The sequence below is a fragment of the Aerococcus mictus genome (assembly GCF_003286595.3).
Lineage (GTDB): Bacteria > Bacillota > Bacilli > Lactobacillales > Aerococcaceae > Aerococcus > Aerococcus mictus.
Genome location: NZ_CP132985.1, coordinates 427,161 through 452,138, shown reverse-complemented (window position 1 = coordinate 452,138; position 24,978 = coordinate 427,161). Strand labels below are relative to the sequence as shown.

22 protein-coding genes and 1 riboswitch are annotated in these 24,978 nt (G+C 43.8%); of the genes, 4 read left to right on the top strand and 18 right to left on the bottom strand.

What is annotated here, in order from left to right:
- Nucleotides 1–28 precede the first annotated feature (28 nt).
- From ispE to DBT49_RS02130, 12 genes are all read right to left on the bottom strand, one after another.
- Nucleotides 29–901 (bottom strand): 4-(cytidine 5'-diphospho)-2-C-methyl-D-erythritol kinase, encoded by an 873-nt coding sequence (gene ispE / locus DBT49_RS02185; RefSeq protein WP_070558634.1) that lies wholly within the window; start codon nucleotides 899–901, stop codon nucleotides 29–31.
- A gap of 158 nt (nucleotides 902–1,059) precedes the next feature.
- On the bottom strand, nucleotides 1,060–1,293 hold the full coding sequence (locus tag DBT49_RS02180) for a Veg family protein (RefSeq protein WP_013668576.1): 234 nt from the start codon (nucleotides 1,291–1,293) through the stop codon (nucleotides 1,060–1,062).
- Between the two features lie 175 nt (nucleotides 1,294–1,468).
- Nucleotides 1,469–2,170, bottom strand: coding sequence for an ABC transporter permease (locus tag DBT49_RS02175; protein WP_070558635.1), 702 nt, complete (start codon nucleotides 2,168–2,170; stop codon nucleotides 1,469–1,471).
- Nucleotides 2,170–2,862 (bottom strand): multidrug ABC transporter permease, encoded by a 693-nt coding sequence (locus DBT49_RS02170; RefSeq protein WP_224786519.1) that lies wholly within the window; start codon nucleotides 2,860–2,862, stop codon nucleotides 2,170–2,172. The genes DBT49_RS02175 and DBT49_RS02170 overlap by 1 nt, the downstream gene beginning before the upstream one ends.
- 49 nt (nucleotides 2,863–2,911) lie before the next feature.
- Entirely contained in the window at nucleotides 2,912–3,673 is a 762-nt protein-coding gene (locus tag DBT49_RS02165) for an ABC transporter ATP-binding protein (protein WP_070558637.1), read from the bottom strand.
- 332 nt (nucleotides 3,674–4,005) lie between these two features.
- Complete coding sequence (rsmA, locus tag DBT49_RS02160) at nucleotides 4,006–4,890, bottom strand: 16S rRNA (adenine(1518)-N(6)/adenine(1519)-N(6))-dimethyltransferase RsmA (protein WP_070558638.1); 885 nt, start codon at nucleotides 4,888–4,890, stop codon at nucleotides 4,006–4,008.
- Nucleotides 4,887–5,468: a ribonuclease M5 gene (gene rnmV, locus DBT49_RS02155; protein ID WP_070558639.1), complete on the bottom strand. Its 582-nt coding sequence runs from the start codon at nucleotides 5,466–5,468 to the stop codon at nucleotides 4,887–4,889. Before rnmV ends, rsmA begins: the two co-directional genes overlap by 4 nt.
- Nucleotides 5,468–6,262, bottom strand: coding sequence for a TatD family hydrolase (locus DBT49_RS02150; protein ID WP_070558640.1), 795 nt, complete (start codon nucleotides 6,260–6,262; stop codon nucleotides 5,468–5,470). The genes rnmV and DBT49_RS02150 overlap by 1 nt, the downstream gene beginning before the upstream one ends.
- 116 nt (nucleotides 6,263–6,378) lie before the next feature.
- Entirely contained in the window at nucleotides 6,379–8,379 is a 2,001-nt protein-coding gene (gene metG, locus DBT49_RS02145) for a methionine--tRNA ligase (protein WP_070558641.1), read from the bottom strand.
- A gap of 108 nt (nucleotides 8,380–8,487) precedes the next feature.
- Nucleotides 8,488–9,750 (bottom strand): tyrosine--tRNA ligase, encoded by a 1,263-nt coding sequence (gene tyrS / locus DBT49_RS02140; RefSeq protein ID WP_064292626.1) that lies wholly within the window; start codon nucleotides 9,748–9,750, stop codon nucleotides 8,488–8,490.
- 330 nt (nucleotides 9,751–10,080) lie between these two features.
- Nucleotides 10,081–12,723 carry a magnesium-translocating P-type ATPase gene (mgtA, locus tag DBT49_RS02135; RefSeq protein ID WP_070558642.1) on the bottom strand — a complete coding sequence of 881 codons (2,643 nt, stop codon included), beginning with the start codon at nucleotides 12,721–12,723 and terminating at the stop codon, nucleotides 10,081–10,083.
- A 209-nt stretch (nucleotides 12,724–12,932) separates the two neighbouring features.
- Nucleotides 12,933–13,101: riboswitch (M-box (ykoK) riboswitch) on the bottom strand.
- Between the two features lie 134 nt (nucleotides 13,102–13,235).
- On the bottom strand, nucleotides 13,236–13,862 hold the full coding sequence (locus DBT49_RS02130; protein WP_070558643.1) for a cyclodeaminase/cyclohydrolase family protein: 627 nt from the start codon (nucleotides 13,860–13,862) through the stop codon (nucleotides 13,236–13,238).
- Nucleotides 13,863–14,177: 315 nt separating this feature from the next.
- Here DBT49_RS02130 and glnA point away from each other — a divergent pair, with 315 nt between their 5' ends.
- Nucleotides 14,178–15,515, top strand: a complete 1,338-nt coding sequence (glnA, locus tag DBT49_RS02125; protein ID WP_070558644.1) for a type I glutamate--ammonia ligase — start codon at nucleotides 14,178–14,180, stop codon at nucleotides 15,513–15,515.
- 95 nt (nucleotides 15,516–15,610) lie between these two features.
- Here the strand turns inward: glnA and DBT49_RS02120 are convergent, their stop codons facing one another.
- Nucleotides 15,611–16,318 (bottom strand): zinc metallopeptidase, encoded by a 708-nt coding sequence (locus DBT49_RS02120; RefSeq protein WP_070558645.1) that lies wholly within the window; start codon nucleotides 16,316–16,318, stop codon nucleotides 15,611–15,613.
- 71 nt (nucleotides 16,319–16,389) lie between these two features.
- Nucleotides 16,390–17,355, bottom strand: coding sequence for an alpha/beta hydrolase fold domain-containing protein (locus DBT49_RS02115; RefSeq protein WP_070558646.1), 966 nt, complete (start codon nucleotides 17,353–17,355; stop codon nucleotides 16,390–16,392).
- A 262-nt stretch (nucleotides 17,356–17,617) separates the two neighbouring features.
- Between DBT49_RS02115 and DBT49_RS02110 the strand changes: the two genes are divergently transcribed.
- Nucleotides 17,618–18,226 (top strand): YkyA family protein, encoded by a 609-nt coding sequence (locus DBT49_RS02110; protein ID WP_070558647.1) that lies wholly within the window; start codon nucleotides 17,618–17,620, stop codon nucleotides 18,224–18,226.
- A complete protein-coding gene (locus DBT49_RS02105) occupies nucleotides 18,219–19,532 on the top strand; it encodes a putative glycoside hydrolase (RefSeq protein WP_070558648.1) in 1,314 nt (437 codons plus the stop codon). Before DBT49_RS02110 ends, DBT49_RS02105 begins: the two co-directional genes overlap by 8 nt.
- A 47-nt stretch (nucleotides 19,533–19,579) precedes the next feature.
- Here the strand turns inward: DBT49_RS02105 and DBT49_RS02100 are convergent, their stop codons facing one another.
- Together DBT49_RS02100 and DBT49_RS02095 are read right to left on the bottom strand one after the other, a co-directional pair.
- Nucleotides 19,580–20,749, bottom strand: a complete 1,170-nt coding sequence (locus tag DBT49_RS02100) for a pyridoxal phosphate-dependent aminotransferase (RefSeq protein WP_070558649.1) — start codon at nucleotides 20,747–20,749, stop codon at nucleotides 19,580–19,582.
- Nucleotides 20,746–21,240 (bottom strand): Lrp/AsnC family transcriptional regulator, encoded by a 495-nt coding sequence (locus DBT49_RS02095; protein ID WP_064292637.1) that lies wholly within the window; start codon nucleotides 21,238–21,240, stop codon nucleotides 20,746–20,748. The genes DBT49_RS02100 and DBT49_RS02095 overlap by 4 nt, the downstream gene beginning before the upstream one ends.
- A 214-nt stretch (nucleotides 21,241–21,454) precedes the next feature.
- On the opposite strand from DBT49_RS02095, the gene DBT49_RS02090 reads away from it, so the two are divergent.
- Entirely contained in the window at nucleotides 21,455–22,432 is a 978-nt protein-coding gene (locus DBT49_RS02090) for a DUF1002 domain-containing protein (RefSeq protein WP_070558650.1), read from the top strand.
- 386 nt (nucleotides 22,433–22,818) lie between these two features.
- On the opposite strand, the gene rlmH is transcribed toward DBT49_RS02090, so the two are convergent.
- Both rlmH and DBT49_RS02080 read right to left on the bottom strand, forming a co-directional pair.
- Nucleotides 22,819–23,298: a 23S rRNA (pseudouridine(1915)-N(3))-methyltransferase RlmH gene (rlmH, locus tag DBT49_RS02085; protein ID WP_070558651.1), complete on the bottom strand. Its 480-nt coding sequence runs from the start codon at nucleotides 23,296–23,298 to the stop codon at nucleotides 22,819–22,821.
- Between the two features lie 377 nt (nucleotides 23,299–23,675).
- Complete coding sequence (locus tag DBT49_RS02080) at nucleotides 23,676–24,959, bottom strand: S1C family serine protease (protein WP_070558652.1); 1,284 nt, start codon at nucleotides 24,957–24,959, stop codon at nucleotides 23,676–23,678.
- Nucleotides 24,960–24,978 lie beyond the last annotated feature (19 nt).

Here is a 24,978-nt window from a genome sequence, read left to right as displayed (position 1 = left end):
AGGTGAGCCCCAATAAAAGTAAGCAATCTTAACTAATATTTCTGAGATTTTGATTCATTCTTACCACATAAACCTCTTCGCAAAAGCCTTTTAGGCCATTATAAATCCGTTTAGCTTGTTGTTGCTGGCGGGTAAAGCCAATAATGGTCGACCCGCTCCCCGTCATGGTTACCCCTTGGGCGCCGAAATTTTGCATCCGTTCCTTTAAGGCTTTTAACTTGGGATAATAGCTAAAAGTAATGGCCTCTAGGGAATTGCCAACTTCTGCCATCACTTGTTGATAATCGCCGTTCTTAATGGCCTCGGTTACCGGACCCGCATGGGTGGAAAGCTTTTGGGGATGGTCTTTTAAGGCAGCTAACATCTTTGGGGTGGAAATAGAAAAAGCAGGTTTAGCTAGGACCAGCCAGCTTGAAGGTAAGGACGGTAAGGGTTCATAATTGCTGCCCGAACCGGTCATCCGACACAAGCCCCCTCTTAAACAATAGGGAGCATCACTATCAATGGTTACGGCAATATCCATGAGTTGGTCAAGGGACCAATCCAAATGCCAGAGGCGGTTTAGCCCGCGAATGACCGCCGCTGCGTCGCTCGATCCGCCCCCAAGTCCGGCTGAAACCGGAATATACTTGCGGATAGAGATAGTTACGCCCCGATCGAGACCGGCGAGTTCCCTCATTTTTACAGCAGCTTGGTAGGCGTGGTTACGTCGGTCCCGGGGCAGAAAATGTTGGTTAGACCGGATAAAAATCTCACCACTATCGTTTTCCTCAATGGCCAGGTAATCAGCCAGGTCAACTGAGGCCATGACCATATCAAAGTAAAAGCAGTCATCCTCTGCTTGATAGTAGATATCTTGGGCGAGATTAATCTTAGCCAGAGCTTTTTCTCGAATAGCCATTTTGCTTCACCCCTCTCTTTTACTGGTCTAATTATTCTTATTTTAACATGACTACTTGATTCCTCAACTGAGAAGGCAAGGGATAAAGAAAAGAGGTGTAAGTAGCATGGTTTTGCATGCTGCTTACACCTCTTCTCAATCACTAATTACGCACAATATTAGGGAAACTCAATTTCGATGCTTTCAGTTAATAAGTCGGTATAGCTATAGCATACGCGCTCAAACTGATTTTCATCTTGGTCGAGTTCAACAACAAATACGGCTGGAAAGGTATCACTTAAGATCCCATTACGGATAGTGATCCGTTTTCTCCCTGTTTGTTGCGTTACTTGGATCGGTTTACCAATATTTTCCTCTAAGCCTGCCTTAATACTTTGTAAATTACTTGGCATGCCATCACCCCTTGATAAGCCCATTATAACACAAAGTCAATCTTTTTACAATAGCACAATAAAAGCTTCATTGTCAAGGCCTCTAAAGCATTTTCTAAAAGGATTTATAAGGAGGATTTTCTCCTCAAAACACCAGCTAAAATCCAATCACTTGGAGGACAACTTCATCATATTCCTAACCTGCCATTAGCTGTTTTTTTAGCCCCTTTAAGCAGGAGTAGTTAAAAGCAAAAATGATAGCGATGTATACTAAAATGAATAAAACACTGGTCTCCCCCTGGTAAATCCCCTCTACCACTTGACCATAAGGGAAGACATAGCTAGCCTCCTTAAAGAGAGGTGGGTAAGCAGAAATAGGGGCAACCACACCAGCCATAAGCGGCAGGATGGCGGTAAAGAGGTTGGTAAAGAGATAGATATTATCGCGGTGGACACTTAATAAATAACCGGCAATCCCTAATCCTGCACTAAATAATAAGGAAAGCGGTAAAGCGGCCAGGCAGCGCCAAAAATATAAGTTGTCCACGCCAATCATCAGTAAGAGGCCGCCGTTGATCAAAAACATGATTAGACTTAACAAGAGACTAGTAGCAAACTTCCTACCCCAATAGCTTAAAGACCAGGGCTTATGGACCAGGACTTCCCGAAAAATTTGGCTTAAATAATCCACCACTAAAAGATAAGCCATGGTCGATAAGCAGAAGCTATTGGCCGACAAATAAACTGAGGCCATAGCCACTTGGGGATTAAGCCCCTTAGCATACTGTTGATTGAGGAGGAGGATAACGAGGATCTGAATAATCGGTAGGATCAGAAAATGGATAAGGATCAATTTCTTATTCTGTAAAAAGGGTAAGGATTTCATTTGAATCCGCATTAAAATCGCCTCCCTAAACCTTGCTTACGGGCTGACCTTAAGAGATAAGAGCCCAAAGTGACTGCCAGGACCAACCACAAGACTAAAGAAAAACCATAAGCCACTATCGATAAGTGGTCCCCCCGCCCTAAAAGGGCTTGAATCGGATAGATGATCGGAATCAGCCACTGGGTCCAGCTGATCCAATGACTGGCCAGGGCAAAAGTCCCCAGTAAGCCAGAAAGCAGCATGACAGGTAAGTGGAGTAATTCTTCATAAATAATTGCATTAGGGGTTAAAACAAAAAAGCCAGCAATGAATAAATCCATCACCACAGCGCCTAAAAAGAGCATCAGCACCTGAACTAGCATGGACAGAGTAAAGACTTGGATGCCCGTTTTAAAAACAAGGGCTAAGAGATAAGCTAAGGGAAAACTCAGTAAGCCAAAGGAGGCAGCTGGCAGTAATAAACTTAGTAAGGAATAGGCATCCCCCACTTGGGTGTTAATCAAATAAGGCAAGGTCCCTAAGTGACGCTGGTAGCCAATCGAACCTGTGGCGGTGGTGGCCGAAGTCCAGAGGCCAAAAACCCCACTCCTTAGCCACAAATCAGGGTCACTAGCGCTCCCAGACGCATAAAGGGCAATATACTGCAAACAGAAAAAAGTTAAGGTGCTAGTAATAGGCAGCCAGAAGAAATAAGAATTTTTCATATAGACTTTTAAGTGAAAGCTATACAGACGTAAAAAGCGACCCATGTAATCACCTCAATCGCGGCGCTAAGGCCAGATAGGATTCTTCCAGGGTAGCTGGTCGGTCAATATGTTCTACTCCCGACAATTTAACAATGTCTTTGACACTGCCCTGGTACTGGATCTCGCCCCTACCTAAAAGGATAATGCGTTTAGCTAAGCTCTCCACTTCGCCCATCATATGGCTGGTCAATAGGACCGCTAAGCCTTCTTGACTAGCCAAATCCCGAATGGTTTGATGGATGTCTTGTGAAATTTCCACATCAATTCCATTAGTTGGTTCATCGAGTAAAAGTAAGGCAGGTTTGCCCAATAAGGCCCGGGCAATATGGAGGCGTTGCTTCATCCCCTTGGAATAGTTTTCCACCGTCTTATTTTTTTGATCGGTTAGCTTAACGATGTCCAGGACACGGTCGACTTCAGACTTACGGTCCCTAGTAGGAATATTGGTCAAATCAGCAAAGAAGAACAGGTTATCTTGGGCTGAGACCTTATCATAAAAGCCCAAATCACCCCCAAAAGAGACTCCAATCAAACCATGGTGGGGATTGGCCAAGACATCAACCCCGTTGACAAGAATTGCGCCTGAACTGGGTAATAAATAGCCACCCAACATGGATAAGAGAGTTGTCTTCCCCGCTCCATTAGGCCCAATAATCGAGAGAATCTCGCCTTCATCAATGGTCAAAGACACATCTTTGACGGCCTGGAAGCTTTCCTTTTTATTTTGGAAAACTTTATTTAAGTGGCTAACTTCTAATACTTTAGGCAAATTACCATCTCTTTCCTACTCTATAACTTTTCAGTTTTAATTGTTATACATTTTATCATGGTCATTACATTAAATAAAGATTATCTTCGCTAGGGTGATGGGGTTACTTCCGGTTCCGTTAAATAAAAAAGTGGCCGGAACAAATGTCCTAGCCACTTATTAAAACACGAACTAGCTAATCAAATGTGCTCCACTCACACTTTCTAGTCGAGTTCAGACGCCAGACTTGAAGTTGCTTCAGAAAATACCAACACACAGTTATTCTGTGCTTATGGTATTTTCCTCCAGCAATTCAAGTCTCTGACGGCGTCCTCACATCCTTCTTAAAGCACTTATTTAAAACCAGCCTCATTCAAAGCATCACTTAAGCGACAGAAATCTTCAATGGTCAGTTGCTCAGCCCGGACCCTAGGATCAATTTCCGCGGCTTCAATGGCTGATTCTAAATCAGCTGGCTCTTGAAATTGCCCGGCAAAGAGGGTTTTCAAATTATTCCACAGGGTCTTGCGCCGGTGAGCGAAGGCCCCCTTGACGACCTTAAAGAACAAGTCCTCGTTTTGTGGTTGGACAGGAGGGACTTGCCGTCTTTTCAGGTGAAGGACAGCGGAATCCACCTTGGGCCGGGGTTTAAAGACGGTCTTTGGTACTTTGACAGCTATTTCACTCTGGCAGTAATAATCTAAGACAATAGTTAAGGCGCTATAAGCCTTGGTTCCCGCCTGAGCCGTCAGACGTTCGGCGACCTCATACTGCATCATGAGGGCAAAGTCAGAGACCTCTAAGTCACTTTCCAAAAAGTGAAAGATAATTGGAGTCGTTATATAGTAGGGAAGGTTAGCCACCACCGCTAGGCGTTTTGAATCAGGAAAATACTGGGCCACGCTAGCCTTTAAATCAGCCTCCAAAATATCTTGGTGGAGGACGGTCAGATTATCATAGTGTCCTAGTTCCGCTTCTAAGACCGGTAAGAGCCGGTCATCAACTTCAAAAGCTAAGACCCGGCCAGCACTTTCACAGAGAAATTCCGTTAAGGCTCCAATCCCCGGACCAATTTCAATAACATCAGTTTCTTGGTCAATGGCCGCGGCTTCCACCATTTTTTCTAGGATTTGGGGTTCCATAAGGAAGTTTTGTCCCAAACTCTTTTTGGCATCGAGCTGGTAACGGTTCAAAATGGCATTGGTCCGGCTAGGGGTAGCAATCCAGGATTTAGTCATAGCTGTTCTCCTTCTTCTCTTTTTTGATTATATTCTGCGACGACTTCCAAAACGGCTGCTTGAGAAATTTGAAATAGGGCCAGACGTTTGGCTAATTGCTTGCCATTACTATGACCAATTTTCAAACGTCTGGTCAGGTAGTCCCGTCTAGCCGCTGCGTCTTCTCCTCCTAAGAGACCCAGTGCCATCAGTTCAGCTGCAGTAAAAGGCGGTTGACTTTCACCACTAGTGGTTACCGTATAGACGGCACTCAAGGCCTGGTCGATGGCCGCAAAAGAGGCGTGTTCTACTCCCAAGCTACCCTTGTGCTTGGGCTTGGCATCCTGCCTTTCCAAGAAGGCGTGTTGGGCCTCGGGAACATCCCGCATAATGGTGCGACGGATTTTTTCCCCGGAAACATCTGGGTCAGTAAAGACAATAACCCCATATAGGTCCTGGGCCTGCTTAATTTTATCCATGGTTTCTTGGTTGATGGCTGAGCCATTGGTTTCGATGGTTTTCACCTGGTAGAACTGTTTTAAACGTTGGCTATCATCCCTGCCTTCAACAACAATAACCTCTTTTAAGCGTTTTTTCATTAGATTTTCTTCCAACCAGCTTCCGTCCATTCAATTCCAAATAAGCGACAAGCATTGTCATAGGTAATCTTAGCCATAGCTTCATAGCTAGTTTGTCTAAGATCAGCCAAACGATTGTTAACAAAGGAGATATTGGCGGACTCATTCCGTTGACCCCGCTTGGGCTCTGGGGTCAGGTAAGGGGAGTCAGTTTCAATCAAGAGACGGTCTTCGGGACAGTTTGCTGCCACGTAGCGGACTTCCTTTGTTTTCTTGAAGGTCATCACTCCAGAAAAAGATAGATGCATGCCTAAATCTAAGAAGCGTTTGGCATCTTCTCGACTTTCTCCAAAGGTATGCATAATCCCACCAATTTCCCAAATCTTTTCATCTTTGAGAATCCGGTAGACATCCTCTGAAGCATCCCGGTTATGGATAATCACTGGCAAGTGAGCTTCTCTAGCAATGGCAATTTGACGGCGGAAAACTTTTTCTTGAACTTCCAAGGGATCTTCATCCCAATAGAAGTCAAGCCCCATCTCCCCTACTCCAACTGCCTTGTCAGTATCTAGGGCAGTTAGGAGTAAGTTCTCAATGTCTTGATTATATTTGCCTGCTTCAGTAGGGTGCCAGCCATAAATACCGACCATATCCGGGTGTTTGGCCACTAAGGGTAGGCCCCGTTCAATACTATCTTGGTCAAAACCAACAATCCCCATGCCTGAAACGCCGGCTTGACGGGCCCGCTCAATGGCTTGGTCCTGGTCCTCGTCAAAGTCAGCCGTATTAAAGTGGGTATGTGTATCAAAGAGCATGATTAGACTCCTCTCTTGTCAATCAGGGTCCTGGATAAGAATCTATTATTTATCCAGGATTATTTTCATTTTCATGGAAAAGAGACTGTGGTCTAGTCACAGTCTCTTCCTCTTCATTAGCCCAGGAGGCTCCCATTTGGTAAGGATTCATCAACAAAAATCACGCGTAAATCGTCGCCATCTTCTGCAGAAAGAATCATGCCTTGGGAGATTTCCCCTTTCATTTTACGGGCTTTTAAATTAGCTACAATAATGACCTTCTTACCGATCAAGTCTTTTGGTTCTGGGTAAAATTCACGGATCCCAGATAAAATTTGCCGGTCTTGTTGGTCTCCGGCATCTAAGCGGAATTTCAAGAGCTTGTCGGCACCTTCAACAAAGTCACAGTCTTTGACTTCAGCCACCTTGAGTTCAACATCATCAAATTTATCGAATTTGATGGTCTTATCCTTAGCGTTAACTAATTCGGTTTCCTCAGGATCCCAGTCTTCTTCGTCGGTTGCTGGGGTAGACATTTGTGAACGAATATAGTCAACCTCTTCTTCCTTATCTAAACGTGGGAAGATGGGTTCTCCTTTAGCAATCACTTGGCCACCTGCTGGGTAGAGACCGATTTCTAAGGAAGCGAAGGAATGATCACTATCAGAAATCCCCAATTGTTCGAAGATCAACTTGGGGGTTTGGGTCATGACTGGTTGGATCAGAATAGCAATAATCCGCAGCGCATCGACTAAGTGATAAAGAACGGATTGTAATTCCGCTTGCTTACTGTCATCTTTAGCAAGAACCCAAGGCATGGTTTCGTCAATATACTTATTGGCCCGTGAAATAATCTTCCAAGTATTATCTAAGGCTAGGGAGAAATGGAAGTTATCCATGTTACCAAAGTAGGCTCTGACATTGTCTTCGATAACGGCTTCCAAGTCAGCATCATAGTCAGTCACTTGTCCGGGATAAGCACCAGCACGACCTTCTTGGTACTTATTCAACATGGAAATGGTCCGGTTCAGTAAGTTCCCTAAATCATTGGCCAAGTCAAAATTGATCCGGTTGACAAAATTGTCAGGAGTAAATACCCCATCCGAACCAAATTGCACTTCCCGCATCAAGTAGTAGCGTAAGGCATCGAGTCCGTAACGGTCAATCAGCATTTCAGGATAAACCACATTCCCCTTAGACTTAGACATCTTGCCGTCTTGCATCAATAACCAACCATGACCAAAGACTTGTTTTGGTAGGGGCAGGTCAAGAGCCATTAACATGATTGGCCAATAGATGGTATGGAAACGAACAATTTCCTTACCCACTAAATGGACATTGGCAGGCCAGAATTTTTGGTAGCGAGAGTCATCCTCTGAACCATAGCCTAAAGCGGTAATGTAGTTGGCCAGGGCATCGATCCAGACATAAATCACGTGTTTAGGATTAGAACGGACCGGAATCCCCCAAGAGAAAGAAGTCCGGGTCACAGCTAAATCTTCCAAGCCAGGTTTAATAAAGTTATTAATCATTTCCTTCTTACGGGATTCTGGCTGGATGAAGTCAGGATGGTCTTCATAGTATTGTAAGAGGCGGTCAGCATACTTAGACATCTTAAAGAAGTAGGACTCCTCTTTAACCAGTTCAACCTCGTGGCCGGAAGGTGCCTTACCACCAATGACCTTACCATCATCATCACGGTAGACTTCCGCTAATTGGGTTTCGGTAAAGTATTCTTCATCAGAAACCGAATACCAACCCTCATATTCTCCCAGGTAAATGTCCCCTTGGTCTAAGAGTTGTTCAAAAATGTCTTGGACGGCTTTGACATGGTAGTCATCGGTCGTGCGGATAAATTTATCATTAGAGATATCTAAGCTCTTCCACAACTTTTGCATGCCCTCAGCCATCCGGTCGACATAGGCCTTTGGAGAAATCCCTTCTTCTTCAGCCTTTTGTTGGATCTTCAAACCATGTTCGTCAGCCCCAGTAAGGAAGAAGACTTCATGGCCCATTAGGCGTTTATAACGGGCAATGGTATCAGCAGCAATGGTTGAGTAAGAATTACCAATATGTAGTTGGCCACTAGGATAGTAAATCGGGGTGGTTACATAAAAAGGTTCTTTAGTATTAGTCACGAATGAGTGCCTCCTTTAATTATTTCTAAATCAGTATAGCATAAAGCGGGTCGCCTTTAGAACGGATAGTTTATGCTAGTAAGAGCAAGTTTTTTGTATAGGGCCTTTTTAATCAACAAAAGTCATTAAGAAATATTTCTTCTTACCCCGCCGCACGACAATGTATTTATCTTCGATAGCATCAGCAGGTGAAATCTCATAATCAATGTCTTGGATCCGCTCGCCATTAATATAGATGGCCCCATTTTTAATGTCTTCACGGGATTGTCGCCGGGAGCTCTCTACTCCGTTATCCACTAGCCATACCGCTAAGTTAGCAGTCTCTCTAGGTACTTGGGCTCCAGGCATATTATTAAAGCCCTGTTCAATTTGCTTGGCACTGAGATTCTTAATGTCTCCTGAAAAGAGGGCTTCAGTAATACTTAAGGCATCGGCTAAGCCTTCCTCCCCATGAACAAAGAGGGTCATTTCCTTGGCTAAAGTCTTTTGAGCCTCCCGTTTATGAGGTTCGGTGGCAACTTTTTCGGCTAATTCAGCAATCTCTTCTTTTGACAGGAAGGTGAAATATTTCAAGTATTTAACCACATCAGCATCATCTTGGTTAACCCAAAATTGGTAGAACTCATAAGGAGAGGTTTTTTCAGGATCTAACCAAACGGCCCCACCAGCGGTTTTACCAAATTTTGTGCCATCTGCCTTCAACATGAGGGGGATGGTTAAACCGAAGGCCTTGGCTTCAGGGCCTTCCACCTTACGAATCAAATCTAAACCACTGGTAATATTGCCCCATTGGTCAGCCCCACCAATTTGTAAACGGACATCTTCTTCCCGGTATAAGTGTAAGAAGTCCATGGATTGAAGGATTTGATAGGTAAATTCAGTAAAGGAAATCCCGTGTTCGAGACGCGAAGCTACCACATCCTTAGCCAACATGGTATTGATATTGAATAATTTCCCATAGTCACGCAAGAAGTCTAGTAAGGACAAGTCCTTGGTCCAAGCATAGTTATTGACTAGGCGGAATTGGGCATTAGGATCCTTGAGGAAGAGTTTTTCCATTTGAGCGGTCAGCTTACGGGCATTTTCATTAACAACCTCCATGGATTGTAGTTGCCGTTCTTCACTCCGACCAGATGGATCACCAATCGAACCAGTCGCTCCTCCAATTAAGATCACCGGACGATGGCCTTGTAATTGGAAACGTTTTAACATGATAAAAGGAATCAAGTGGCCAATATGCAAGGAATCCCCAGTAGGGTCAACCCCACAATAGAGACTGATCGAATGGTTTTCAACATAGTCTTTTAAACCTGCTTCATCGGTTTGCTGGTTAATTGCGCCACGCCATTCTAATTCATCAATAATATTCATGGAACTACTCCTTCTTGTCTAATTTTAGTTTGTTTAAAGTTCTGTCAATTCTCTTATTAAGCAATAAAAAAAGCCCCTGCCAGACAGACAGGGACGATTGTTACCGTGGTACCACCCAAGTTGCTCAAAAGAGCCACTCTCGCGCGATAAGGTAGCGCCACCTAGCAATTCCTCTAACAAGTGTAATTCATCATTAACAGGTACTAGTTTCCACCAACCACTAGCTCGCTATCAAGTCAACTGTTAACCACTACTGGGCTTGTCTTGCTTAATATTCCTCATCAGTATAGGTAATTTCACCCGAATTGTCAAATCCAAGTCCTGGTAAACTTAGAGGAGTTTCCCATAGTGTTTAACGTAGAAATGTTTGACCAAGGTCACTAGGACCAAGTAAGAAATCACAATAGCCACCAGTAAGAGCCAAAAAGATCCGGGTAAGGGAGCTAGACCTAGATAAAATCCTAACTTGGTCCGTGGCAATAGGCTACCAAAGATGATCCCAATAGTTGTGATCGTGGTAAAAATAAAGGATGGCCGACTTTGGATAAAGGGCAGTTTTTCAGTCCTTAACATATGAAGAACCAGGGTTTGTGACCATAAGGAAACCACGAACCAGCCTGAATGGAAGAGGGCTTCAAAGATGGCTTGTTGTCCCGTCGACAAGGTCCAATAAGTTCCGTTTAGGACTTGGGGAATAATCCAATGGTAGAGGGCCACAAAGGAAAGCACATCAAAAATGGAAGAAATTGGGCCAAAGTAAATCATAAAATTCTTCACATGCGAAGCGTCCCAGTTCTTAGGTTCCTTCAAGTAGGAGGCATCCATGCGGTCCCAAGGAATGGAAATGCAGGCGATGTCATAGATCAGGTTCAAGACTAAAAGTTGGGTCGGCATCATGGGCAAGAAAGGTAAGAATAAAGAAGCCATCAAGATGGAAAAAGTATTCCCAAAATTTGATGAAGTCGTAATATTAATATATTTCATAATGTTCCCAAATATTTCCCGACCAGAGACAACCCCTTTTTCCAAAATCATCAAATCTTTTTCTAAGAGGATGATATCGGCTGATTCCTTGGCAATATCGACTGCAGTATCAACAGAAATGCCCACATCAGAAGTCGTTAAGGCAGCAGCATCGTTAATTCCGTCCCCCATAAAACCAACCACATGGCCGTTATCTTGGAGAATTTGGGTGATTTGAGCCTTTTGTTGAGGAGAAATTTTGACGAAGACTTGGTAGTCTTCCACCGCTTGGGCTAAGGCCTCCTCGTCCATGGCTTCCAGGTCGATCCCATTAATAATACTGTCTGCCGAAATTCCCACTTGACGACACACCGACCGGGTAACCTCTTCATTGTCACCTGTCAGGACCTTCACATCCACTTGGTGGTCAGCCAGAGCCTTGAGAGCCGGTTGGGTAGATTCCTTAGGTGGGTCAAGAAAGGCTAGGTAGCCGATCAAAAGCATGTCCGACTCGTCTTCAATGCTAAAAGCATCCACTGCTGGTGGGTTGGTTTTTTGAGCAATACCGATGACCCTTAGACCGTCTTCATTGAGATCTTTGACTTGTTGGCGGATTTCTTGACGGAGATCATCCGTTAAAGGAATCGCTTGGCCTTGTTTGAGGACTAGGGAGGAAATGGCTAGCATTTCTTCCACCGCCCCTTTGGTAATTAATTGACGTTTTCCCGCCTTATCTTCGACAACGACACTCATCCGCCGTCGTTCAAAGTCAAAGGGAATTTCATCGACCTTGTGGTAGTAGCTAGGATCCAGGTCCAGTTCCCGGTGGGTAGCTTCAATAATGGCCACGTCCATCAGGTTCTTCAAACCGGTTTGGTAGTAAGAATTCAAGTAGGCATGGCGGAGTACCCCACTGTCTTCATCGCCATCACAGTTCAAATGCATTTCTAAAACAATTTTATCTTGGGTCAGTGTCCCGGTTTTATCGGTACATAAGACATCCATAGCGCCAAAACTTTGAATGGCATTTAAGTTTTTCACAATGGTCCCACCCTTGGCCATGGTTTGTGACCCCTTGACCAGGTTAGTGGTCACGATCATCGGGAGCATCTCCGGGGTCAAACCGACCGCAACCGAAATCGCAAAGATCAAAGCATCTAGCCAATTCTTCATATGGATGCCATTAATCAGAAAGACTACCGGAACCATTACTCCCATAAAGCGCATAAGCAGGGTAGAAATTTTACTAATGCCGATATCAAAGTTAGTGACTTCTTCTTCGGTGGTCACGGTTTTTGCGATATCCCCAAAGAGGGTCTCCTCTCCGACGGCAATCACTAGCCCGACTGCACTACCGCTAATGACATTCGAGCCCATAAAGGCCAGGTTGGCCTCATCGACCACGGTCTCAGCATGGTCAGTAGCTTGGGCCATTTTTTCTACCGGATAGGATTCTCCAGTCATGGCCGCTTGAGAAACAAAGAGGTCCTTACTTTCAATAATCCGTAGATCAGCAGGAATAAGATCCCCCGCTGATAATTTAACCAAGTCCCCGCAAACAATCTCTTCGGTAGGAATTTCGTTGAAATCGCCCGCGCGTTTGACATTGGCAGTCACTTTAACCATTTCCTTCAAGTGTTCTGCCGCATCATTGGATTGCTTGGATTGGATAAAGGATACGGTCCCAGAAATAAAGACCAAGACTAGAATAATCACTGAACTAATGCAATCACGACTATCTGCCGCTGCAAAGACATAGTCAGTAAAGAATGAAATGATAGCTAGACCAATTAAAATTAGGGTAAAGGGGGTGAGATAGGCTTGGACAAGTTCTTCCATTAGAGAAGCTTTGTCCCCATAATCGATCACATTTTCCCCGTATTCTTCTCGCAAGGCTTGGACTTGGTCATCGCTAAGGCCGTTATTATCAATTTTATAGGTGTTAAAAAGTTCGCTTATTGAATAAGCAGCAAATTGCCGGTAGCGACCTTGGTTTTCAAATTTTTTCATCGTTATGCTCCTTTCTGTGGGAGCCTAAAGCTTAATCAGAGACCCTGGTAATGGCCTCAAGAGGTTAAGCAATAAACTCCCTTGCTGTCGACTTTCCGCTATCTGTTCTTGCTCTTCCTCCATAGCCATCACCTCCATCTTTTCCTTGGCAAAATAAAAAGAGCCCCTACCCAAGAAAGTAGAGACTCCATTATTAATAAGCTCAGTTGATTGAGTTGCTTCGTCTGAGTTTTAGCACTGTATAACGTAAAGAAAAATTTCTTAGCTACCTGGAGAAAGCCTTATTTCGACAATCTCTGTTTTACCCATTGGCGTCTCTCGACATTTTTGGGCGATAGCTTATGTTTATACAGGAGCCTCTGCCTAACACTTCGGTATTCAAATTTTCCACATAGTATAGTACACTACTTTTTCTTTATTTGCAAACTCTTTTTTTGCAATTTATCCGAGCATTAACACTTTATTAGACATGCAGTGGCTCTCAAGCTCCAAATTTAGCCAAGCAAGCTGACTTATTGTCCCTTACGTTTTTCAATTTCTTTAAGTAGGGCTTGGTCCAGCTTTTCAATCCGGTCTAAGAGAGCACTTTGTTTTTTAGCCAAAAATTGGGCACTGGCCTGGTCTTTAATTAAGGTCAAATTGTTTTCGACATTATGGTTAGAGCCCTTAAAGGCGGTCAACAAGTGGTCCCTTGCCACCTCAACGTCAGCTAAGATGCTTGGCTTAACGAGGCGAGCGACGTTTTCTAGTAGGGCCAAATCATCTACCACTAAGGCGATAACTTGCAGGGGTAAGTGAGTCGCTTGGATCAAGGTCACTTGGATTTGTTCGCTACGGGCTTGTTTTTCATCCTCACTACTTGCTTTTTGCTTGTAAGCCGCAAAGAGCCGGGCAGAGACCTTTTCGTCTTCGCGGGCAAAATGTAAGAAGCTGTCGCTGTCTCGGTCCATTTGATGGGCTAGGTCAGATAAGTTAGCCGCGGTATTGGCATCCTTGGAAAAGTCAGTCCGATCCAAAGTCACCTTAGCCGCCATGCTTGCCAAGGCACAAGCAAAACTACCAGTGACACAGGAAACCGCCCCACCGCCTGGGGCAGGTGCCTTGGAAGCCACTGCTTTAATTAATGATTCTAGTTCCATTTCAACGCTCACTCTTTTCTTTTTATTTGGTTAAATAATCAAACATTACCCCCAAACTCGTTAGGGGACAGGTAAATCACTTGCTATCCTATCAAGCATGTTTTCCTTATTTTAACCAAAATACCAGGGAAAGGCATTAGCTTTTTTAATTATTTTTACTTATTAATAATACCATAGCTGGATGTTATCCCTGACATAAGAAAAACTTTAGAAATTATGAATAATTTTTTCTTGTGATCTTATTTTACATGTGTTATATTTTCTTACATAGAAATCGATTAACTAAGCTGTTAAGAAGATTGGAGTTATAAAAAGATGAAACAAATTAGCGAAGAGCAAATCCGTTCCGATATCAAAAAAGAAAATGTCCACTTTCTCCGCCTCGTCTTTAGTGATGTCAACGGCACCCTAAAAAATGTCGAAGTGCCGATTAGTCAATTAGATAAGGTTTTGGATAATAAACTGATGTTTGACGGTTCTTCTATCGACGGTTTTGTTCGTATCGAGGAATCCGACATGTATTTAATTCCCGATTTAAATACTTGGTTAATCTTCCCTTGGACCGCTGGTGACAATAAGAAAATCGGCTTATTGCTCTGTGATATTTATTCCACAGACGGCACGCCCTTTATCGGTGACCCCCGCGGTAACCTGAAACGCTGTGTCAAACGTCTAAATGATGATGGCTTTAAGGAATTCAACCTCGGTTTAGAAGCAGAATTCTTCCTATTTAAATTGAATGACAGTGACGAACCAACGACTGAAGTCAATGACCATGGTGGTTACTTCGACCTGGCTCCCGTTGACCTCGGTGAAAATTGCCGCCGCGATATCGTCCTTACCTTAGAAGAAATGGGCTTTGAAGTGGAAGCCAGCCACCATGAATGTGCTCCTGGCCAACATGAAATTGACTTTAAGTATTCTGATGTGGTAGATGCTTGTGACAAGGTCCAAATTTTCAAATTGATTGTTAAGTCAATCGCCCGCAAGCATAATCTCTATGCCACCTTCATGCCAAAGCCCGTTTACGGCATCGCTGGTTCAGGGATGCACTGCAACATGTCCCTCTTTGATGATAATGGCAATACCTTCTATGATGAAAATAGCGCTGACGGCCTTTCCGAAACTGCCCACCTATTTGTTGCTGGGATCTTAAAACACGCCAAAGCCATCACTGCTCTAGGTAACCCAATCGTTAACTCCTACAAACGCCTAACACCTGGTTATGAAGCCCCAGTCTATATCGCCTGGTCCGCCCAAAACCGGTCACCATTAGTTAGAATTCCTGCAGCCCGCGGCAATTCGACTCGGATTGAATTACGGTCAGTAGACCCTTCTGCTAACCCCTACCTCGTTATGGCAGCTTGCATCTATGCCGGTTTAGACGGGATTGAAAACAAGCTCCCTGTTCCTGACCCCATTGACCGAAACATTTACAACATGACTTCAAAAGAGTTACGGGATTCTCATATTGAACAACTGCCTTCCAACTTAAAAGAAGCGGTTAACTTCCTCAAAGAAGATCAAGTAGTGCTCGATGCTCTCGGTAGTCACCTATCCAATAACTTCATTACAGCAAAAACCATCGAACACGATGAATATGAAACCCAAGTCACCCAATGGGAAGTTGAACGTTACTTAAAAGCTTACTAATCAAACCGTTTTCAAAAAGAAAGCGTGGCCACAAAATGGTCACGCTTTTTTAGTATCAAAATTTTCTTTAGAAAGAATAGCTTTCTAATTTCTACTTAGTCACGCCGGTTGCCACCGAAAAGAATAATAATCCGCAGGAGGGAGAGCAAGGTAGAAACTGTTCCAGCTACATAAGTGAGAGCGGCTGCTCTTAAAGTAGACTTGGCATAGGGTAATTCTTCTTGGCTCAGAATATTCATTTCATCGAGACAGCGAACGGCCCGTCTAGAAGCATCAAATTCAACCGGTAAAGTCACCAATTGAAATAATAAGGCCAAGGAAAATAGAGCAATCCCAATATTAATCAGGGTTTGGTTCATTCCAAAAAGTACCCCAAGTAAGAGGATAGGCATGGACAGACTGGAACCGAAGTTAACCACGGGAACGATTTTTTCCCGGATCCGCATAAAGGCATAGTTATCAGCATCCTGCAGGGCATGGCCGCATTCATGGGCAGCAACACCAATGGCTGAAATCGAGCTCTCTTGGGAAACTTGGTCCGAAAGATAAAGATTCTTATCACGGGGATCGTAGTAGTCCGTTAATTTCCCTCGCACCGTACTCACACCCACATGGCCAATTTGATTATGGTCCAACATCATCCGGGCCACCTGGTCAGCAGTTAAGCCCCGGCGGTTAGTATAGCGGCTATATTTATCAAAAGTTCGGTTGACATTCCAAGAGGCAATCCCAGCAATAATGGCACCGATGATTAACAAGATAATGGTAGGATCAAACATGTAGAATAAAGGAAATCCAAACACTTTTACATCTTCCTTTCTGATCTTTATTGACTATTATAACAAGAAAGCCAATAGATAACTATAAAAAAGTATTAAGGCAAGACGACTTTGGCAATTAAATCAATGACTTCATCCTGCTCAGGAATAGCCAAGAAATGGAAGTTGTGGGGCAAATAATCAAAAGCATAAAAATCAACCGCCAATCCCCTTGCCTTTAATTTCCGGTAAAAAGCCAAGACTTCTAAATATTGGACATCTTTCTTACCCATAAAGAGGTGGACCTTTGGTAAGGCCCCTGCTTGGTTGGCATCTAGGGCAATAATCCTACCCTCACTCGCTTGCCATAAACTAGCAATGGCTTGGTAATCAGAAAAGGTCATCAGGTAATCTTTTTGTTCCTCGTCTTGACTGCTAGTGATGCTATGTTTCGTCGTTACCCAAGGTGAAAGTAAAATCAAGCCTTCAAGGATGAGGTTACTACTGCTATCTCTTGCGATAGGTAAGGCAAATAACGCCCCAGTATCTGAAGCCATTAAATAGAGGTCTTCATCGGTATAGTCCAGACTAATTTCATCCAGTAAGCCCTCTAAACGGTCGACTTCTTCATCAAAATAAGCGTAGGAAAGGGGTTCAATATAGGGGATTAATAGGCGCAGCTGATTATCTTCAGCAAAATTTTCCAAAAACCGCCACTCCTTAGGCGAAATTGCTTCAATCCGATGGCCCCCATGGAAATAAACCACTAGCTTATCTGGCCGGTAGTTTTCTGGGCTGAGCACATAGGCTTTGCCATTTTGATAGCTTGAGAGTGAGATGTTCATGCCATGTTTCTTGGGATAGCTTAAATCTCCCTGCCGAGCAGTCTTCAACTGGTCTTCTAGGAATTGGCGGTAATCAGCCTCATCGGCATTTTTTAGCCGGTCTTTCAGCCAGTAGAAGTCCTCTAAGAGCCGACTCTTTACGCTCCGATCTTCTTGGTAAAGGGCATGATAAGCATAGCCCGCTAAACTGGCAACCACCGTTGCTGCATAAGCTAATAAACGTTTCTTTCTTGACATGGATGCTAACCTCTTTCTTTTAGCCCTTAAACTTACCTATTATTATACAATCAAAGCGCGGTCAAGGGCGATAGCCTAGGGCAATGTTATCAAAATGTTAAGCTTTCTTTTTGAATTTACACGAAGCCTATGAAGCGCTCACTAAGAGCAAATTGAGCTAAAACTCGGTGGAAAAGGGAAAATGAAGATGAGTAGGAAAGCCTTTCTTTTTTTGTTATACTGAAAACAGTTTTATTTTATTTATAAGAAAAGGATGAGAAATATGGTAAAGAAATTGGGACTATTGCTAGTCATGGTCTTTACTCTGGTCGCCTGTGGCAAACAGCCTGCCGAACAGTCGGCCCTAGAAAATATTGAAACCATTACTAGCCAACTGAATCAGATTCAAGCTCAGGAATCTGAACTGCAAAGTCACTTTGAAACAGATATCAGCCAGGACTCTTCGTTGAGTCGCTTGGGAGACAAAAATAGTCAAACAGGGAAGAACCTCAAACTACGCGAAGAAGCCACCCAAAAAGCCATCAAGGAGCTAACTGCCTTAAAACAAGTCAGTGAAAAAGTGGAAGATGAGGGCTTGCGCCAATCTCTCAATGAAACCGCAAGTCAAGTGGAACAATACCTCAATGACTATCAAAACTTCTTAGAAGAAGAAGACCAATATTATCAAGAAATTGGCGAAAAGGACGCCACCATCGACACCTTTGAGGATACCATGGCGGCCCTTAATGAAAAACATGTCAATTTGCAAAACCAATTAAAGAATTTAGAAAGTCAGCTAGAAAAGAGCCGTCAAGCCTTGCAAGATGCAAAAAACAAAGACCAAGCCCTAGCTGGCCCGTACACTCACAAAGGAGGTTATGACTTTGTCTAAGCAAGAATATCGTCGCCCTCCCCATAGAAGACGTTGGTTACAGATTTCTGCTGCTTTATTGTGTTTATTAGCCGTCCTCTTAATTATTGTTTTCTTTAACCGCGATCGCTTTCAAAATCAATCAGCCCAGTCTTCACAGACCAATAACACTAACCAAGTCGCTAAGGCAGAAAAAGCGGAGGTTAGCGACCAAGAATTACAAATCAATGAAGGTAACCAGGCCTTACTCCGAGTGCCCAGTGTTAAACCCGAACGCTTCTACAAGGCCAGTCAGGTCAACATTGCCTACCCTAAAGAAGGGGTTCGTGGCATCTACCTGTCTGCCCACGGTATGGGGACACCAAGTATTTTGGAGCGTAACATTAACTTACTTGATTCCACTGGCTTGAACAGTGTCGTCATCGATGTCAAGTCTGACTGGGGCTCAATCGCTACCCAGTTGCCAACCGATAATGACTTAGTTAAGAAAAATGAAGAAATTACCTTTAATGGTCAAGAAATGATGCAAACCTTTGAAGAGAAGCAAATTTATCCAATTGCCCGCATCACCACCTTCAAGGATACCTATGCTGCCAAAGCCCACCCTGATTGGTCCTTTAAGAAATCCAATGGTGAGATTTGGTCTGATGCCGGTGGCCAAACCTTCCTGAACCCTTATAACAAAGATGTTTGGGCCTATGTGGTCGACGTGGCTAAGGGCGCTGCTGAACTTGGCTTCAAGGATATCCAATTCGACTATGTCCGTTTCCCTGAAGGTTTTGAAAACTTTGGAACCAGCCTGGTTTACGACATGGGAGATTATGCGCATTATGGTAAAGATAGTGTCGAAGGCCGCTGCCAAGCCATCACCGACTTCTTAGCCTATGCTCAAAAAGAGCTCCGTCCCTATGGTGTCGATGTCTCAGCTGATATCTTCGGTTATGTCACCACCATTGGTTCAGCCCCAGGCATCGGTCAAGACTTTACCGACATTGCCAATACGATCGATGTGGTTTCTTCCATGATTTATCCGAGTCACTGGAGTAATGGTGACTTTGGCTTCACTGCACCTGACCTGGAACCTTACGGAGTTGTTGATAACTATATGGATGTCGAAGACCTTCGCTTAGAAAATATCGGTGGCGACCATGCCCATTCCCGTCCTTGGTTACAGGCCTTTACCGCTAGCTACTTAGCTAATGGAACTTACCAAGAATACACCAATGTTGAAATCGAAGAGCAAATCCAAGCCCTCCGTGACCATGGTGTTTACGAGTACCTACTCTGGAATGCCGCTAACGACTACCCAAGTAATGTCGATTACTAATTAAGAAAGCAAAAACACTTGTCCGAAAAGGGGCAAGTGTTTTTTTACTAGTCTTGTCTGAGTTTTTGGATAAAATGGTTAAGTTTTTCGACCGCTGCTTCTAGTTCATTCAAGGAATAGGCATAGGAGATACGAATATGCCCTTCACCACCTTCGCCAAAAGCCGATCCAGGAACAACCGCTAATTTTTCTTCATCTAATAATTTCAAGGCAAATTCTTCACTGGAGAGACCAAATTCACTAATATCGGGAAAAGTATAAAAGGCTCCTTGGGGCTCAAAGCAAGGGAGGCCCATGTCCTTAAACCGGGCCATCAAAAAGTTTCGCCTTTGTTGGTAAGACTGCCGCATCACTTGGACATCATGGTCGCAGTCTCTTAGAGCGACAATCCCTGCATATTGAGAAATGGTTGGGGCAGCCATAATGGTAAACTGGTGAATTTTTATCATTTGTTCCATAATCTCATGAGGAGCACAAGCGTAGCCCAAACGCCAACCGGTCATGGCAAAGGATTTAGAAAAACCATTGATGTAAATGGTTCGCTCTTTCATTCCTGGAAAAGCAGCAATTGACACCAAGTGTTCTTGATTATAATTTAATTCAGAATAAATTTCATCAGTGATGACATAGAGATCATGAGCCTCAATCACTGGAACTAAGGCAGCCAGCTCTTCCTTAGACATACTTGCTCCAGTAGGATTGTTCGGGAAGTTGATAATCATTGCCTTGGTTTGAGGAGTGATGGCGGCTTCTAAATCTTCCGGAGTCAGAATAAAATTTCGATCAGCCCTTAAGGTCACGGGAACAACGACACCATCAGCTAGCTTAATTGAAGGTGCATAAGAAACGTAGCTGGGATCAATACAAATGACCTCATCACCAGGATTAATAATCGCCCGGCACACCATATCGATGGCTTCACTTCCCCCCACGGTCACCACGATTTCTGAGCGGGGGTCATAATGCAGGTCATGTTTGACATCGATGTATTGACTAATGGCCTGACGCAATTCCATCAAACCGGCATTGGCTGTATAGTAGGTTTTGCCCTCACGAATACATTGCATGGCTGCTTGTCGGATAGGCATGGGGGTCATAAAATCGGGTTCCCCCACCCCCAAAGAAATAACATCAGGGATTTCATTGGCAACTTCAAAGAAACGGCGGATGCCAGAGGGGGCTAGTTGGACCGCTTTATGGCTGATTGACTGACTCATTGGCTAATCACCAACCGATTTCTACCATCCGTCTTCGTCTTAAATTGGGTTCCGTGGTCCTTATAGCGTTGCATGACAATATGGGTAGCAGTCCCTTGAACGTGGTCCAGGGTAGCTAGCTTATTGACAAAACCTGATATCCTATGCATGGGGAGACGCTTGGTTAAGACTAGATAGTCATAGGCTCCACTCATTAAATACAGGGCTTCTACTTCATCGTACTGACTAATCACATCAGCGACTTGTTGGTAGGAAACGCCCTTATGCAAGTTCACTGTGATTTCTATCATGGCTGACGCATACTCATTATCCGTCGCATCCCAGTTAACCATGGCTTGGATGCCAGAGAGGATATTAGCGTCTTTGAGCACAGCCTTCATCTCTACGACTTCATCTTTGCTTAAGGAAAGCATGTCGGCCAAGGTTTGGTCACTTAGGCTGGCATCTTTTTCTAATAAGCGTAATAATTCATGGGCTTTTTCTTTATTCATTGTCATCGCCTCTTTCATCTTCAATCGCTTTACAATCTTTTGATAGAACTATTTTAGCGCATTATGACCTCCTTAAAGCTTATTTATTTCTTAAAATAAAATTTTAGTCTTCGAGTAATTTTTTAACATTCCTTAGCCTCCCCTTAAGGAAAAGCTAAAAGATTATCTTTTTAGCCATGTTATAATAGAATTAACAATTAAGGAGGTTTTTCGAATGAATCAATTGAAACGTGGGCTCTTGGCCGTACTCGCTTGCCTAATGGCCATCGCCCTCTTCATTCCCCAAACAAGTGCCCAGGCAGCTATCAAAGAATCTATTTTTACTTATGGTGAGTCCCTCAACCAAAGCCAATTCCAAGAGACTCAAAAGCTCTTAGGGGTTGATGCCAATGCCCGGGCTGTCCAAGTGAATATTAATGAATTAAATGGCCTATTACATGATAATTACCCCTACTACCAAGTTTATTCATCCGCTTATATTGCCCCAGCCAAGCACAGTGGGGTTAACGTAGAAATCGTCACTCCAAAGACTATTACTGCCATTACGCCCTTACAATATGAGAACGCAGCCCTAACAGCCGGAGCAACCAATGTTGATATTAAAGTCGCTTCCGCTGTTCAAGTGGACGGTTCCGGTGCCTTGGCAGGTGTCTATAAAGCCTTCCAAGACAGCGGCCAAGCCTTAGATGGCAAGGCAGTTTCTGTCGCCCAAGAAGAATTACAAACCGCTTCAACCATTACTAAGGAAAACCAAAACAAAGAAAACTATTCCGACGAAACCTTGAATGCTGCCATCGCTGATATGAAAAACCAGATCCAACAAGCCAAGGAACAAAATGGTGGATCGATCGATGGCAATACCATCCAAGTCATCGTGAATAACGTCATCAATAATTACAATCTTAATGGCGTCCTTTCTGAAGAAAACATTCAACAATTACGGGACCTCATGACCAAATTTAGCCAAATCGAACTCACTGAGGAGCAAAAAAACGCTCTTTCCAACTTTGGACAAACCTTAAAAGAAAAGAGCGGCCAATTAGTGGATTCCGCAAAATCCGCTTGGGATAATATGGATGAGACTGATAAAAATGGAATTACCGATTTCTTCCACAGTCTCTGGCAAAGCCTCTTAGGCATCTGGGATTCAATCTTTGGCACTAGTTATGCCCAAAATAACCAAGGCCAATAAAATTTAATAGTAAAAAACAAGCCACTAGGCACTGGATAAGTTTACTTATCCACAGAGCCTAGTGGCTTTTTTTGACTTTTGTCACACTCTTTTCAAACCTGTTCCAAAAGTCAGCCCTGACCTCCACTTCATGCAGGGTGTGAGACTAGGCATTTAGGCTTGGATGATTGGAGCAAGTCAGAATAAAAGCGAAGCATTCGCTTGTTTCTGACTTGTGAAATCACTCCAAGTCTGCCAAGTCGAACCCAACTACGAACTATGTGCGATAGGCTTGCGCCTATCTTCCATAGTTTGCTCCAGTTGCTATAGCTGTTCGAAGCGCTAGCGAGTTACAGATATAGTATGCGGAGTGGTTCAGGGCTCTTTTTGACTTTTGTCACACTCTTTTATTTATGGTAGGGTTCGTGGTGAATAATGCGAAAGGCCCGGTAAATTTGCTCGCTAAGCACCAGACGCATCAATTGATGGGGAAGGGTCATCCGACCAAAACTGAGTAAAAGATCAGCCCTTTTGTTGACAGCCGAACTCGTCCCCAAGGATCCACCAATTACAAAGATAATCTCGCTCTTGCCATAGGTCAGGCAGTGATCAATTTGCTGGGCCAATTCTTCCGAACTTAAAGCCTGGCCCTTGATAGCAAGCACAATGACATAGGCCTGGGGAGAAATCTTAGCCAGTAGGCGTTGGCCCTCTTTTTCGATGATTTGCTGGTTTTCCAAGTCGCTGGCATTGTCTGGAGTGGGCTCATCCTTAACCTCAATCACTTCTAATTTCCCATAACGTTGCATTCGTTTTTGGTACTCAGCAATCCCCTGTTTCAAATATTTTTCTTTCAATTTTCCCACGCTGAGAATGGTAATCCGCATCTCAAGTCACCCTTTTCTTCAAACTTCCCTTCATCATAGCATAATTCCCCCTTTTCACAAGGACTTATCCACAATTTCCTCCACAAATCCACAAGTTGTTAATAATAAAGCCTATTATGAAGGGATTTTTACCCAGGAATTTCGACCTGTCCTAAGTTTTCACTTTTTATACACATAATTGCCCACATGAAAGAAGGCCATTATGACGGGACTTATCCACTTTTCAACAAAGTTATCCACAGTTTCACAAAGTTTTCCCCTGATCTTGTGCATAATACTTGGGGATTATGTTGATAAAGTCAAAACCAAGAACAAATAAAAAGCCCCAGTTTCCCTGAGGCTTAATTAACAGTCAATATTCAAAAAATCTTAGTCAACTAGGCATTATGGTGGTCTTGAGGCCGGAGTTGAATAGTAGTGGTTGCTTTCTTACCATTGCGGTAATATTCAATTTCAACCTTGCCATTAGGGTCTGAATTATAGAGAGCTTGACGTAATTGGGTCGTATCTTTAATTTCATGGTCGCCGAAGCGGGTAATCACATCATACTGCTTCAAGCCTGCTTGGTCGGCAGGAGAATTAGGGTCGACCTCCATCACTACTACCCCGTCCTCAACCGCTTCAGGCAATTTCAGCATTTGTTTTTGCCGTTCCAGCGGGAATTGGTAGAGACTAGCCATGCGTAGTCCCAGTCCTGGCCGGGTTACATGACCATCTTTTTCTAACTGACTAATAATTGTGGTCACGTCATTACTTGGGATGGCGAAGCCCATACCTTCCACTTGGGCGGTGGAAATCTTCATCGAGTTGATCCCAATCACTTGGCCGGCAGAGTTCACCAAAGCACCCCCTGAGTTACCTGGGTTAATGGCGGCATCTGTTTGAATAGCAGTCACGGTCCAATCACTTTGCCCGTCTTCATCTAAGTCGGTTGGTACTTGCCGGTTCAAGCCAGATACAATACCTGATGTCACCGTTGAAGCAAAGTCAGATCCTAGTGGCGAACCGATAGCAATGGCTGGTTCCCCCACCTTCAATTGGGAAGAATCCCCAAATTCTGCCACGGTTTTAGCATATTCAGCTGGCATGGCCAAGACAGCCAGGTCAGTCCAAGGATCGGCACCTACCAGGTCAACTGGCACTTGGGTCCCGTCAGCAAGGATAATCTCCAGGGCATCGCTCCCCTTAATCACATGGTTATTGGTAACGATATAAGCCTTATCGCCATGGACCTTATAGATGACACCCGAACCTTCTGAAGCGGTTTTTAGTTCATCACTATTGCGGCTAGGTTGGGTAAAGCCAAATAAGTCATAAACTTGGTTGTTAGGACGGGCCAAGTTCACCACAGAAACTACCGAGCCGGCAACCTTATCCACCACAGCAGAAACATCAGATTGAATCTCCACACTGGCTTGTTGGGTCCCTTGTTGGGCCTTATTTTCGCTCTTATTTTGGCTTTCGGCATTGACCTGGCGTTCCACCATGGTTTTCACTTCATTTTCGGAAACCTTATCTTGGTTGGCGTAGGCTGATACCCCACCCACTAAACCAGCACCAATTAGGCCACTGATAATAGCGGTTCCCCATTTGGAATTGATAGCGTTTTTCGTATCATCTTTTAAATTATGATTTTTATCAGGATTAACTTCTTTAGGCATATTTTTCCTCCACTTGTCA

Bases quoted from the DNA above. Each gene is read 5' to 3' on its own strand.
- ispE (WP_070558634.1), bottom strand. From the start codon at position 901: ATGGCTATTCGAGAAAAAGCTCTGGCTAAGATTAATCTCGCCCAAGAT.
- DBT49_RS02180 (WP_013668576.1), bottom strand. From the start codon at position 1,293: ATGCCAAGTAATTTACAAAGTATTAAGGCAGGCTTAGAGGAAAATATT.
- DBT49_RS02175 (WP_070558635.1), bottom strand. From the start codon at position 2,170: ATGCGGATTCAAATGAAATCCTTACCCTTTTTACAGAATAAGAAATTG.
- DBT49_RS02170 (WP_224786519.1), bottom strand. From the start codon at position 2,862: ATGAAAAATTCTTATTTCTTCTGGCTGCCTATTACTAGCACCTTAACT.
- rsmA (WP_070558638.1), bottom strand. From the start codon at position 4,890: ATGACTAAATCCTGGATTGCTACCCCTAGCCGGACCAATGCCATTTTG.
- rnmV (WP_070558639.1), bottom strand. From the start codon at position 5,468: ATGAAAAAACGCTTAAAAGAGGTTATTGTTGTTGAAGGCAGGGATGAT.
- DBT49_RS02150 (WP_070558640.1), bottom strand. From the start codon at position 6,262: ATGCTCTTTGATACACATACCCACTTTAATACGGCTGACTTTGACGAG.
- tyrS (WP_064292626.1), bottom strand. From the start codon at position 9,750: ATGAATATTATTGATGAATTAGAATGGCGTGGCGCAATTAACCAGCAA.
- mgtA (WP_070558642.1), bottom strand. From the start codon at position 12,723: ATGAAAAAATTTGAAAACCAAGGTCGCTACCGGCAATTTGCTGCTTAT.
- DBT49_RS02130 (WP_070558643.1), bottom strand. From the start codon at position 13,862: ATGGAACTAGAATCATTAATTAAAGCAGTGGCTTCCAAGGCACCTGCC.
- glnA (WP_070558644.1), top strand. From the start codon at position 14,178: ATGAAACAAATTAGCGAAGAGCAAATCCGTTCCGATATCAAAAAAGAA.
- DBT49_RS02115 (WP_070558646.1), bottom strand. From the start codon at position 17,355: ATGTCAAGAAAGAAACGTTTATTAGCTTATGCAGCAACGGTGGTTGCC.
- DBT49_RS02110 (WP_070558647.1), top strand. From the start codon at position 17,618: ATGGTAAAGAAATTGGGACTATTGCTAGTCATGGTCTTTACTCTGGTC.
- DBT49_RS02100 (WP_070558649.1), bottom strand. From the start codon at position 20,749: ATGAGTCAGTCAATCAGCCATAAAGCGGTCCAACTAGCCCCCTCTGGC.
- DBT49_RS02095 (WP_064292637.1), bottom strand. From the start codon at position 21,240: ATGAATAAAGAAAAAGCCCATGAATTATTACGCTTATTAGAAAAAGAT.
- DBT49_RS02090 (WP_070558650.1), top strand. From the start codon at position 21,455: ATGAATCAATTGAAACGTGGGCTCTTGGCCGTACTCGCTTGCCTAATG.
- rlmH (WP_070558651.1), bottom strand. From the start codon at position 23,298: ATGCGGATTACCATTCTCAGCGTGGGAAAATTGAAAGAAAAATATTTG.
- DBT49_RS02080 (WP_070558652.1), bottom strand. From the start codon at position 24,959: ATGCCTAAAGAAGTTAATCCTGATAAAAATCATAATTTAAAAGATGAT.